Consider the following 12,332-nt stretch of genomic DNA (forward strand, 5'->3'; position numbering starts at 1 on the left):
CACCGGGCGGCCAGATCGTCGGGTGCGCCCTGCGGCGCGGAGGTCCACATCTTCGCCCCGTCGAAGCCGGTGCGCCGCTGCGGTACGACCTCGATGACGACCCGGCCGGTCGAGTCGAGCAGCCGGGCGAACTCGGCCTGCCTGGCGGGTGCACCAGGCCGCATCGCCGCGGAGAACTCCGGGAAGAACCAGTCCTTGGTCGCGCGGTCGTCGTGGACGACGGCCAGTCCCCGGTAGGTCAGTGAGCGGCGTTGCGGGATGCCCGAGCCCTTGCTGCTCACCACGATGGCGACCCGGTCGTCACGGCGGATCGCCGCCACCCGGGGCCGCCAGTCGGTGGCCGTCGCCCAGAATCGGTTGCGGCGGAAGATGAAGTTGACCACCGCGCCGAGCGGATGGCCGGTCGCGTTCACCCAGACGAAGGTGCACTCCGTCTGGCGCGCGAGAAGCTCCGCCTCACCATCGTCGTCGAGGGTGAAGCTCGACAGGTCCTCCCAGCCCCGGACCGGTTGCGCTGACATCGGCATTCCTCACTCCGTAGTCGGAACTTGCTTCCGTGGGTCGGACAGCTCCGTGCGGGCGACCGCGCGGTATCTGCCCGACGGAGCCGGTCGCCCGGCACCTGCCGGGCGCAGTACAGTCCGACCGTGACAGACGTCTCCGTACCCACCGATGCCGCCCGGATGGTCCGCGAACTCACCGACCGGGCGGCCGTTCTCGACGTCGTAGCGGCCTACGCCACCGCCCTGGACACCAGGGACTGGGTGTCGCTGCGCGAGCTGTTCACCGACGACGCGGTGTGCGCGCTCGGGGGGTCGGTGGGTTCCCCCGTCGGCCCGGACGCGATCGTCGAGGCGATCAGTTCCATCCTGGTGCCGCTGGACGCCACGCAGCACCTCGTCGGCAACTCGGTGGTACGGCTGCACGGCGACGACGCCGGGCACACCGCCTACGTGCAGGCTCAGCAGGTCCGGCGCGGTACGCCCGGTGGCGACCTGTACATCGTCGCCGGCCGGTATGACGACCGGCTGCGCCGTACCGCCGACGGCTGGCGCTTCAGCTACCGCGGCCTGACGCGCATGTGGACCGACGGCAACCGCGCCGTCCGCTACCCCTGAGCCGGAGTCCTGCATCCCTGAGCTGGGCACCGAGTCGTCAGCAACCGGCCAGGCGGGCCACGACGGGCGCGAAGGCCTCCATCGCCCGGTCACCCACGGTTATGTAGGAGAAGCCGTACTCCTCCCGCCGCCGCTCGAGCTGGTCGCAGACCTCGCCCACCGAGCCCACAAGGGCGTGCGGGAAGGCCCGTAGGGCCGTCGCGTCGAGTCCGGTGCGCGCGGACAGCTCGGCCTCGGTCGTCTCCGTCCCGCCCTCGATCGCGACGAAGTAGGCGGCCGTTTCCAGTTCGAGGTCGGTGAACCGGTCACCGGCGCCCTCGCGTACCCAGGCCAGCTTGCGGTGGGTCTGTTCCGGTCCGGAGCGCGCGACGCTGTCCGGGCCGATGACGCCGGACCGGTTGTCGAAGTTGACACTGACGATGTCGGCGCGCCGACCGGCCAGGCGCAGCACCCGCGGGGAACCTCCGCCGATCATGATCGGCGGGCGGGCCGCGGGCACCGGTAGCGGGGCGAAACCGCCCGCGTGGACATGGCGGCCCTCCACCGCGATGTCCTTGCCCGCGAACCACGCGTCGAGCAGCTCCACCACCTCGGCCAGCAGGTCGACCCGTTCGGCGCCCCCGGCGTACGCCACGCCCATCGCGGCGTACTCGGCCGCGAGCCACCCGGCGCCCAGGCCGACCTCGATCCGGTTCTCGGCGAGGACCGCGAGCGTGGCGATCTCCTTGGCCAGCACCACCGGCTGGTGGTAGCCCACGCAGAACATGCGGCAACCGATCCGCAACGTGGAGCTGATCTCGGCGGCGACAGCCATGGCCGGCACCGGCGCGAGGGTCACCGGCCGGTGGCCGGTGCCGTCCATCGCCGGGCCGGGCCCGACGTAGTGGTCGGAGACGTGCAGCGCCGAGTAGCCGGCGTCCTCGACCCGGCGCACCGTGTCGCGCCACTGCTTGGCGTCCGCGGCCCGGTAACACTGGGCGCCGAAACGGAACGGACGTCGGGTCTGCATGAGGACCCCTCCTTTATGAGTTCGCGGAAACCGTGCAGTGCGTCCCGGGTCACCGTGCCGCCCGGCCGCGGCAGGCACAGCCCGACCGCGGTCAATGCCCGACCTCCGGGTGATCCCCGTCCGAGGCGGCCGGCAGACGCCGCACGGTGACAGGCAGTGTGTCCAGGCCCCGCACCATGAAGCTCGGGGTGTAGCTCAGATTGTCCGGGTCAAGGACGTCCAACGACTTGACGTGCTCGGCGAGCACCTGCAGGGCCGTGACGCCCTCGATGCGGGCCAACCCGGCACCGACACACATGTGCGGGCCCTGGCCGAACGCCAGGTGGGTGCGCACCTCGGGCCGGTCGGGGTCGAAAGCGTCGGGATCGCCGAAGGCCAGCAGGTCGCGGTTGGCGGACGCGAACGACACCACCAGCCTGGCTTCAGCGGGGATGTCGACCCCGCCGAGCCGGACATCCCGGGTCACCCGGCGGTAGGCGACCTGCGTCGGAGTCGACCAGCGCAACGCCTCCTCCACGATCAGGCGCGCCCGTTCCGGGTCCGCGCGCACCCGGTCCCACTCTTCGGGACGGCGGTCCAGCAGGTACACCATGGCCGCGATCAGTCGACCGGACGTCTCGTTCCCGGCGACGAGCAGCTCGCGCACCACCGTGAGCAGGTTCGCCGTCCCGATCGGTTCCTCACCGTGCCCGACCTCGGCGGATGCCGACACCAGGGCGGACAGCAGCCCCTCGCGCGGCTGCTCGCGGCACCGTTCGATCTCGGCCGCCATCGTCTGCTGGTAGTCGAGGAGATCCTCCTCCGTGCGGATCCAGCCCTCGGCGTCCGGGCGGGCACCGATCGTGGCGGTCGCGGCGAGCGTCCAGCGCCGGACGTCGGCGCGGCGGGAGTCATCGAGCCCCAGCACCCGGCAGATCGCCCAGGCGGGCAGTGGCTCGGCGAACGCGGTGTAGAAGTCGACCTGCCCACCGTCGGGCAGCGCCGCGGCAAGGTCGTGCGCGGTCCGGCGGACCAGCGGCTCCATCCAGGCGAGCGCCCGCGGGGTGAACGCCTTGTTGACCAGTTTGCGCAGCTGGGTGTGCCGGGGCGGGTCGTTGGTGCCCAGCGCCGGAACATAGGGCCAGCCGCGGGCGCGGATCGCGGCGACCGCGTCGGCGACCTCGGGCGGGGGCGGCGCGTGCTTGCTCAGGCCCGCCGAGGAGAACGTCGCCGTGTCCCGCAATACCTGTCGGACGAGCTCCGCGCCGGCCACGACATACCAGCCGTTGCCGGGCACGAGGCAGACCGGCGCCTGGACGCGCATGATCGCGTACCAGTGTTCCGGCCGCGCGAGGAACTCCGGGCTGGACAGGTCGGGCCCGGGGAACGGGCACGACCGCGCGTCGACATCGGTTGTCATCGAGCACCTCTCAGGTCCTGGATCTCGCCAGCCGGAAGAAATGGCCACCCGCGACCGTGTAGCCGCCGTCGACGGCGAGAACCTCCCCGGTCACATAGCCCGAACGCGGGGACAGCAGGAACAGCACGGCCTCGGCGATGTCGTCGACGGTGCCGAGCCGGCGCAGTGGCAGCACGGCCGCCCGCCGTGCCCGGGCGCTCTCGTCGCCGTAGTGTGCGTCGGACCCCGGGGTCGGGGTGGTACCGGGCGCCACCGCGTTACAACGGATACCCAGCGGGCCGAGCTCCACGGCGAGCGCGCGGGTGAGCCCTTCCAAAGCGGCCTTGGACGCGCTGTACAGCCCGGTACCCGGCGGATGGTAACGGGCAGTGACCGAGGACAGGTTGACGATGCTGCCGCCGCCGCGGGCGGCCATGGCCGGGGCCAGCGCCCGGGCCAGCAGTAGCGGTGCGACGACGTTGACGTCGAGCACCCGCCTGGCGTCCGCCGCGGTCGTGTCCAGCAGGGCGTTTTCCAGGACGAGAGCGGCGTTGTTGACGAGCATGGTGCAGTCCGGCGCGATCTTCGCGAGGCCTGCGACCGCGTCGGCGTCGGTGACGTCGAGAACGACGGCCCGGGCTCCGAGGTCATCCGCCACGGCACGCAACGGCTCGGCGGCGAGGTCGAGGAGTACCAGGGTGTGGCCGTCCGCGGCGAGGCGGTGGGCCAGCGCCCGGCCGATGCCCTGGGCGGCACCGGTCACCACCACGGTGCCCGGTTCCCCCTTGCCCGTCACGTGGCAGCCCGTTACGTGGCAGCCCGTCACGTGGCAGCCGGGCCCGTGGCCCCGCTCACGCCGGCGGGCAGCTGCAACGACATCAGCTCGAAGTACTCGGCCAGCCCGTGCTCGCCGAGTTCCCGGCCGACACCGGAACGCCGGAAGCCACCGAACGGGGCGAGGACGTTGAACCGGCCCCCGTTGATCGCCACCTGGCCGGTACGCAGCCGGCGCGCCACCGCCACTGCGGACGCATCGTCCGCGGCGAACACCGCGCCGGACAGGCCGTAGTCGGAGTCGTTGGCGACGGTGACGGCCTCGTCGACGTCCGCGACCGGGATGACCGCGAGCACCGGGCCGAAGACCTCCTCACGGGCGAGCACGGCGTCGTTGCCGAGCCGGCTCACCACAGTGGGGCGCACGAAGTAGCCTCGGTCGAGCCCGGGCACGGGACCGGGACCGCCGACGATCACGGTGCCCTCGTGTGCGGCCTTGTCGAGGTAGGACGCGATCGAACGCGCCTGCCCGGCCGAGGCGACCGGCCCGATCGTCGTGGCCGGGTCCAGCGGGTCGCCGACCACATGGGCCCCGACCAGCGCGGCGAGACGCTCCTCCACCTCGTCCAACAGCTCACGTGGGACGACGAGCCGGCTGGTCGCCGAACAGGTCTGCCCGTTGTTGACGAAACAGCCGCGCACGGCGTTGTCCACGGCGAGGTCCAGGTCGGCGCCGGGGCAGAGGATGAAGGCGGACTTGCCGCCGAGCTCCAGGGTGAGCCGCTTGACACCGGATGCGGCGATCTGCGCGACCCGGACCCCGGCGGCGGTGGACCCGGTGAGGCTGACCAGGTCGACGTCCGCGTGACCGACCAGCGTCTCCCCCGCCACCGCCCCCCGGCCGGTCACGATGTTTAGGACGCCGGGCGGCAGGCCGACCTCGCCCGCGACGTCGGCGAGGACGAACGCGGCGAGGGGCGCGACACTGCTCGGCTTGACCACCGTGGTGCATCCGGCCGCGAGTGCCGGCGCAACCTTGGCGGTCAGCTGGTAGAGGGGATAGTTCCAGGGCGTGATCGCGCCGACCACACCGGCAGCGACCCGCAGTACCAACGACGATCCGATCCGTTCCTCAAGGGGGAGACGTTCGGCGATGTCGGCGATCGAGCGGATGACGGACACGGCCAGGCCGACCTGCACCCGCCTGGAGGTGACCAGCGGAGTGCCGACCTCTCGGGCCATCAACGTCGCCAACTGCGCGCCGCGGGCGTCCAGGCCGTCGGCAAGCGCCCGCAGCAGCGCGACCCGGGAGTCGACCGTGCTGGTCGACCAGGCGGGGAAGGCCGCCCGCGCGGCTGCCACGGCAAGGGCGACGTCATCGGCCTCGCCCGCCGGTACGGCGCCGATGGTCTGTTCCGTGGCCGCCTCCACGACCTCGATCGTCCCGACGCCGCTCGGTGTCCGCCACCGGCCGTCGATGTAGAGCTCGGTCCTGCGGTCCATACGCTCCTCGAGTCTTTATCGAGTTGGACTCAACAAAGTGTCGGACGTCACAGTAGCACCAGTGGCATACCTGTCGCACTAGTTACTTTAGATCGTCTCTAGTTGATGATGGCGATCGGGCCATCCGATCCGCGCTCCGGGTGATCGGTCGACCACACCTGACAGGTGGTTCACATCGTGGTCACATGATCCGTGTGCCAACCTGCGTTCCGGGGCCCGGCCGTGGCATGATCGCGTCCGGGGTCACCTCCTGTCTGGCACCACCTGTCCGGCACTGTTCGAAAGTGAGTCCATGCCGCATCTCGGTTTCCTTGAAGCTGGCGCCATCGGCCTTCTACAGGGCGTCACGGAACTGTTCCCCGTGTCCAGCCTCGGCCACAGCGTCCTCATTCCGGCGGTCATCGGCGGCAGCTGGGCGCGGGATCTCGACGTGTCCTCCCCCGAATCGCCCTATCTGGCCTTCATCGTGGGCCTGCACGTGGCCACCGCCGCGGCCCTGATCGTCTATTTCCGACGTGACTGGGTCCGCATCGTCGTGGGCCTGCTGACCTCGCTGCGGGACCGTGAAGTGGTGACATCGGACCAGAAACTCGGATGGCTTCTGGTTATCGCCACCATTCCGGTCGGCGTGTCCGGTCTTCTCCTGGAACACACCTTCCGCACGACCCTCGGCAAACCGGTCGTGGCGGCGGCCTTCCTGACGATAAACGGTGTCGTCCTGCTCGCCGCGGAACGCATGCGACATCGACCGTCCCCGCAGGACGCCACCTACGGGGGACGACACGGCGCGCACCGCCGTCCCCTGGTGGCCGCATCCGGCAAGACGGTCGCAGGTTCCGGCGTCTCGGGCACCGGAGTGCCCGGTCCCGATTCCGAGCCCGGACCTCAGCCGGACGTCGACCCGGCCATCGCCTCCGATCAGCGGCTGTCCCGGCTACGCCAGTCGGACGGGCTGATCGTCGGGTCCGCGCAGATCCTCGCCCTGGCTCCGGGCATCAGCCGATCAGGCATCGCGATGGTGGCCGGGCTCCTGCGCGGACTGTCCCACGAGGACGCGGCACGTTTCTCCTTCCTGCTCGCCACGCCGGTGATCCTTACTGCCGGAGTACTCAAACTGCCGGACCTGTTCGGGCCTCTCGGCGAGGGCATCCGCGTCCAGGCACTGTTCGGCGCGGCACTGTCCGGCATGGCAGCCTTCCTGTCCGTACGGTTTCTCACCCGGTATTTCGAGAACCGCACGCTGAAGCCGTTCGCGGTCTACTGCATCGCGGCGGGTCTGTTCTGCCTCGCCCGTTTCACCCTTTTCTGAGATTGTTCGGACGGCATTCGGCCGACACCGGAAATGATTCGCGAATCCCACGATCAGGGCCGATCCGGATGCGGGTGGTCCCCGACCTCGTTTCGGCGGGCCGCGGAGGGGGGATTCCTCCGCGGCGGCCGAAGTGTGGCAGCGCTGGTCCGCAGAGCGTCACCCGAGGGGACCACGACGACGGGGTGGGCACCGTGACGGACTGGCTGTGCTGATGAACAACACGACAACCTCGCCTGTTGGCCGGGCGCACGACGATCTGGGCGGACACCGTCCCGAGGGCCGCGGCGCCGCGCTGGACCGCCGTCCCACCCGCAGGGGGCTGCGGTTCGCCCGCCGGACCGCCCTGGTCACGATGTCCGTGCTCCTGGTCCTGGCCGCCGGCTTCGGGCTGCTTCTCGCCGTGACCCCGTCCACCGCCGACGCGCACCAACGCGTGCGGACGCTCGCCGCGGCCGACGGCGCCGAAGCGCTGGCCGGGCCGCTGCCCGACCGGATCGTGCGGGCACTCCTCGCCACCGAGGACACCCGGTTCTTCTCCCACCACGGCGTCGACCCGGTCGGCGCCGTGCGCGCCACCGCGGGTTTCCTTGTCATCAGCGGTGACGTGGGCGGTGCCACGCTCGACCAGCAGCTTGTCAAGATCTTGTACACGGATGGCCGGCGCGGCTTCACCGACCGCGTCGAACAGGTGGCCCTGGCGGTGAAGCTTGACGCCAGGTACAGAAAGACCGAGATCCTGCGTATGTACCTCGACACGGTGTACTTCGGCCACGGCTACTACGGGGTCACCGACGCGGCCCGGGGTTACTTCGATCGTGTACCCACCGCGTTGACCTGGGCGCAGGCCTCGACGCTGGCCGGGCTGGTACAGGCCCCGAGCGCATACGACCCCTACCAGCACGCCGAGGCCGCGCGAGCCCGCCAACGGCACGTCCTCAACCGTCTCGTCGCGACCGGCGCCCTCACCCGCGCCGAGGGGGACGCCGTCCTCGCCGAACCTCTCGATCTGCGCTGAATGGTCACCAAGAGCGCCCGATTCCGCCCGATTTCTCGGCTCCGTCAGCGATGACGGCCGATAGCCCCAAACACGGCTTCGGGGCGTCTTGTACGGTTCCGCCCATGGATCGCAGGACACTGCTGACGCTGCTGAGCATCGGCGCGGCCGAGGCCCTCGTCGGCTGCTCGGCGCAGCACCCCGGACCTGCCTCCAGCCCAGTCCCGGGGACAGGACAAAGCCGCACGCCGGTGGTCGACCAGACCTCACAACCGGCGGCGGCGTCGGTGATCACCCGGGACCAGCCCAGGCCGCAGCCGTCACCGCTGCCACCGATTCCACCGGCACGCCCAGGAGCCCCGTCGGTGGTGTTCGGAGCGCCCGCGCCGACGCGGCAGATCGCCATAACGATTGATGACGGCTATTCACCCGAAACCGTCGCCGGTTACGTGGAGTTCGCACAGCGCTCGGGCATTCCGATCACCTTCTCGCCCAACGGCGCCTACCGGGAGATCTGGGATCGGCACGCCGACGCGTTGCGTCCCCTGATCGAGGCCGGTCAGGTCCAGATCGGAAACCACACCTGGACCCATCTCAACCTGCTCGGCCGCGCGGACGACGCGATCCGCGCGGACATCGAAAGAAACGAGGAGTGGATCAACAAGACGTTCGGCATCACCTCGCGGCCCTGGTTCCGACCGCCGTACGGTTCGCACAACGCCCATGTCGACGCGGTCGTGGCCGGACTCGGCTTCACGAAGGTCCTGATCTGGAACGGTAGTTTCGGTGACTCCACGGTGCTGAGCCCCGGGCAACTCATGGATCTGGCCCGCCGCTACCTGCAGCCGGGAACCATCATGCTCGGCCACGCCAACCACCAGACGGTCCTCGGACTGTTCGACCAGATACAGCAACTCATCACCGAACGCAGGCTGGAACCGGTCACCCTCGACACCATGTTCCGCACCTCCCGCGCCGTCGGCTGAAAACCCGCCGGGGGCACAGGTGTCCCGACGCGGATAACGTCGTACCGGTCGGCTATTGTTCACCAGTCTGGACACCGGTCCTACCGTGGAATACCCCGGAAAGGGGCGGTCATGGCCGAGCCGATGATCGAAGTTGAGGCGGTGACCAAACGGTTCGGGTCGACCCACGCGCTGACCGGGGTCGACCTCACCGCCGAGGCCGGTACGGTCCTCGGGCTCCTCGGCCCCAACGGCGCGGGCAAGACGACGCTGGTACGGATCCTGACCACGCTGCTCGAACCGGACAGCGGCCGGGCCAGGATCGCGGGCTACGACGTCGTGCGGGACGCCGACGCGCTGCGTCGCGTGATCGGGCTCGCCGGCCAGTACGCCGCCGTCGACGAACTGCTCACCGGTCGGGAAAACCTCGAGCTTGTCGGGCGCTTCTACCACCTCCCGAAGGCCGAACGCCGACACCGTGCGCGGGAGGTCCTGGACCGCTTCGGGCTCACCGACGCCGGTGAGCGGCAGGTGAAGACCTATTCGGGCGGTATGCGACGGCGCCTCGACCTCGGCGCGAGCCTGGTCGGGCATCCGTCCGTACTCATTCTGGACGAGCCCACCACCGGGCTCGATCCGCGGACCCGCAACGATCTGTGGGCGTTCATCGAGCGCCTCGTGGCCGACGGCACCACCGTCCTGCTGACAACCCAGTACCTGCAGGAGGCCGAACGCCTCGCGCACCGCATCGTCGTGATCGACCGCGGCCGGGTGGTCGCCGACGGGACCGCTGACGAGCTGAAGAACCGTACCGGCGGCGCCGTCGTCGAAGCGCGGGTGACCAACGACACCGACCTGAACAAGGTCGCCGCACTCCTTGTCGGTATCGGTGAGGGCCCCCCGCAGGTGGACGCCGAGCGACGCCGGGTCGCCGTCCCGGCCACCGGTGGGGCCAAGGTCCTGCTTGCCGCGGGGCGCCGCCTCGACGAGGCGGGTATCGACCTGGACGATCTCGGCATCCGACGCCCATCCCTTGATGACGTTTTTCTGTCCCTCACCGGTCATGCCGCCACGCCCCCGGTCAACGGCGGTTCCGCCGCCGCCCCGCAGGCCGGTTCCGCGCCGCGCGGGAGGCGTCCATGAACAGTCCGACGGCCGACCGGCCGGCACCACCGACCGCCTCGACGGAACTTGCCGTCATCTTCAGCGACATCGGCGGGATCGCCCAGCGTAACCTCCGCCGGCTGGTGCGCACCCCGCAACTGCTGCTCATCTCCACCGCCCAGCCGCTGCTGATCCTGCTGCTGTTCCGTTATGTCCTCGGTGGCGCCATCGCCATCCCCGGCGGGCACTACGTGGACTACATCGTCCCCGCCGTGTTCGTGGAGGCGTCCCTCATCGGCGGTTCCGCAACCTCCGTCGGGCTCGCCGAGGATCTGAAGAGCGGGATCATCGACCGGTTCCGGGCCCTGCCGATGGCCCGCTCCGCCGTGCTCGCTGGACGGACCGTGGCCGATCTGTGCCGCAGCGTCCTGGTGCTGGCGATGATGATCACGGTCGGGGTCCTGGTGGGATTCCGGTTCCACAACTCCGCCACCGCGATTCTCGCCGGGATCGGGCTCGTACTGATGTTCGGATACGCCATGTCGTGGGTGTTCGCATCCATCGGCCTGGCCGTGAAGGACCCCGAGACGGCCCAGGTCGCCTCGATCCTGCCCTTCTTCTTGTTGATCTTTCCGAGCTCGGCGTTCGTTCCGGTGAGCACCATGCCCGGATGGCTGCAGGCCTACGCCAAGGCGCAGCCGGCCACCGTCACGATCAACGCCGTCCGGGCCCTCATGGTGGGTGGACCCGCCCACCACTGGGTGTGGCAGTCCGTCGTCTGGTCGATCGGCATCGGCATGGTCTTCGCCCCACTGGCCGTACGCCAGTACCGCAACCTCACCTCCTGAGGCGACTGTGCCGCCGGCCTTCCTCCAGGATGCGGTGAAACTGGCTTTCAATCATGGACGCACCTACCGTGAGGTAGCGATCGAACTGGGAATCCCGGAAGGCCGGGAATCCCGGAAGACATGGCGAAGTCACGCATACGCAGCGCGCTTGCGCGGGAGCTGGCGGAGGAAGGGGTGGGCAGGTGAGCACGCCCGGAGCTCATGTCACCGCCCTGCTCGGGGTGTGGGCACTCGACGCCTGCGACCCCGACGAGACCGACCTGGTGGCTGCGCACATACGCCAGTGCCCGTCCTGTGCTCGAGAGGCGGTCGACCTGCAGCAGACGGTGGCCATGATCGCCGAGCTCGTCGAACTCGACGAGCCGGACAGCGCCGAGGTCGGCTCGCCCCCGCCGCCCTCGGACGTGCTCACCGCCGCGCTGGCCCGCCGCCGGCCCGCGCCGTCGGTACCCGCCTTCGCCGCACCCTTCGCCGCCGCCGCCGGCCTGCTGGAATCCGCGTTCGCCGAACTCGACGACGCGGCCTGGACCCTGCCCAGCCCGGTCCGCGACTGGACCACGGGCGACCTGGTCGCCCACCTCGCCGCGACCAACGGACTGCTCGCCGCGGCGATCGGCGTTGCCGGGGACCCGTCGGTGGATCCTCGCCAGGACGTGGTCGCCCACAGCGAGGCTGTCATAGCTCAGCAGCGTGCCCGGCCGCCGGCACACACGTACGGGCTCTGGCGGGACGGTGTCGACGCGATCGCGCAGCGGTTGTGTGCCGACCCGGGGCTCGCCGATCGACTCGTCCAGGTCGGCGGCATCGAGATGCCCGTTGCCGACCACCTCGTCTCCCGGGGCTTCGAGACCTGGATCCATGCCCGTGACATCGCCAGGGCGGTCGGTCTGGCACTGCCCGACCCTGCCGCGGAGCACCTGCACGTGATGGCCGACCTTGTCGCGCGGATGCTCGACCACCTGTTCACGCTCGATCTGCCGGCCGCGTCCGGGCCACCCGCCGGCACGGTCCGCCTCACCCTCACCGGACCGGGTGCCGGATCCTGGCTGGTGCGGGTCGGCATCGCAGACCCGTCCGGTACCACCGGTGGCTTCGGGGCCGCTGATCTGTCCGGGGCCGCCGATCTGTCCGAGACTGCACAGCCCGCTGCCGAGGTGATCCTCGACACGGTCGAATTCTGCCTGTTCGTCGGCGACCGCCGAACGCCGGGAGACCTCGGTGTCGTCATGGCAGGGGACGCCACCCTCGGCCACCAACTGCTGGCGTTCGCCCCGGCACTGTCCGTCCCGTGATAGGCCAACCGATCGGGTCGGCACTGTTGCATTGA

The 12,332-nt window shown here is 70.3% G+C and carries 12 protein-coding genes; 7 read left to right on the forward strand and 5 right to left on the reverse strand.

The features are described from left to right. Nucleotides 1-521 (reverse strand): pyridoxamine 5'-phosphate oxidase family protein (locus NBW77_RS06825; RefSeq protein ID WP_131745723.1); only part of this gene is annotated, 521 nt, incomplete at its 3' end. A 126-nt stretch (nt 522-647) separates the two neighbouring features. Between NBW77_RS06825 and NBW77_RS06830 the strand changes: the two genes are divergently transcribed. Further along, nucleotides 648-1,118: a nuclear transport factor 2 family protein gene (locus NBW77_RS06830; protein ID WP_250279450.1), complete on the forward strand. Its 471-nt coding sequence runs from the start codon at nt 648-650 to the stop codon at nt 1,116-1,118. A gap of 37 nt (nt 1,119-1,155) precedes the next feature. On the opposite strand, the gene NBW77_RS06835 is transcribed toward NBW77_RS06830, so the two are convergent. From NBW77_RS06835 to NBW77_RS06850, 4 genes are all read right to left on the reverse strand, one after another. Beyond that, nucleotides 1,156-2,127, reverse strand: coding sequence for a TIGR03621 family F420-dependent LLM class oxidoreductase (locus NBW77_RS06835; protein ID WP_131745722.1), 972 nt, complete (start codon nt 2,125-2,127; stop codon nt 1,156-1,158). 91 nt (nt 2,128-2,218) lie between these two features. Further along, on the reverse strand, nt 2,219-3,526 hold the full coding sequence (locus NBW77_RS06840; RefSeq protein WP_131745721.1) for a cytochrome P450: 1,308 nt from the start codon (nt 3,524-3,526) through the stop codon (nt 2,219-2,221). Nucleotides 3,527-3,536: 10 nt separating this feature from the next. Continuing rightward, nucleotides 3,537-4,301 carry an SDR family NAD(P)-dependent oxidoreductase gene (locus NBW77_RS06845; protein ID WP_165485870.1) on the reverse strand — a complete coding sequence of 255 codons (765 nt, stop codon included), beginning with the start codon at nt 4,299-4,301 and terminating at the stop codon, nt 3,537-3,539. A gap of 26 nt (nt 4,302-4,327) precedes the next feature. Further along, complete coding sequence (locus NBW77_RS06850) at nt 4,328-5,782, reverse strand: aldehyde dehydrogenase family protein (protein ID WP_131745719.1); 1,455 nt, start codon at nt 5,780-5,782, stop codon at nt 4,328-4,330. 292 nt (nt 5,783-6,074) lie between these two features. Between NBW77_RS06850 and NBW77_RS06855 the strand changes: the two genes are divergently transcribed. The 6 genes from NBW77_RS06855 (at nt 6,075) to NBW77_RS06880 (ending at nt 12,297) form a co-directional block, all read left to right on the forward strand. Next, complete coding sequence (locus NBW77_RS06855; RefSeq protein WP_131745718.1) at nt 6,075-7,091, forward strand: undecaprenyl-diphosphate phosphatase; 1,017 nt, start codon at nt 6,075-6,077, stop codon at nt 7,089-7,091. Between the two features lie 214 nt (nt 7,092-7,305). After that, entirely contained in the window at nt 7,306-8,109 is an 804-nt protein-coding gene (locus NBW77_RS06860; RefSeq protein WP_250279451.1) for a biosynthetic peptidoglycan transglycosylase, read from the forward strand. A gap of 104 nt (nt 8,110-8,213) precedes the next feature. Continuing rightward, nucleotides 8,214-9,074: a polysaccharide deacetylase family protein gene (locus NBW77_RS06865; protein ID WP_131745717.1), complete on the forward strand. Its 861-nt coding sequence runs from the start codon at nt 8,214-8,216 to the stop codon at nt 9,072-9,074. 111 nt (nt 9,075-9,185) lie between these two features. After that, nucleotides 9,186-10,196 (forward strand): ATP-binding cassette domain-containing protein, encoded by a 1,011-nt coding sequence (locus NBW77_RS06870; protein ID WP_131745716.1) that lies wholly within the window; start codon nt 9,186-9,188, stop codon nt 10,194-10,196. Continuing rightward, nucleotides 10,193-11,005 carry an ABC transporter permease gene (locus NBW77_RS06875; protein ID WP_131745715.1) on the forward strand — a complete coding sequence of 271 codons (813 nt, stop codon included), beginning with the start codon at nt 10,193-10,195 and terminating at the stop codon, nt 11,003-11,005. Before NBW77_RS06870 ends, NBW77_RS06875 begins: the two co-directional genes overlap by 4 nt. A gap of 182 nt (nt 11,006-11,187) precedes the next feature. After that, on the forward strand, nt 11,188-12,297 hold the full coding sequence (locus NBW77_RS06880; protein WP_131745714.1) for a maleylpyruvate isomerase family mycothiol-dependent enzyme: 1,110 nt from the start codon (nt 11,188-11,190) through the stop codon (nt 12,295-12,297). Nucleotides 12,298-12,332 lie beyond the last annotated feature (35 nt).

Origin of the sequence: Frankia sp. Cppng1_Ct_nod, assembly GCF_920656135.1 — a bacterium.
Classification (GTDB): Bacteria; Actinomycetota; Actinomycetes; order Frankiales; family Frankiaceae; genus Protofrankia; species Protofrankia meridionalis.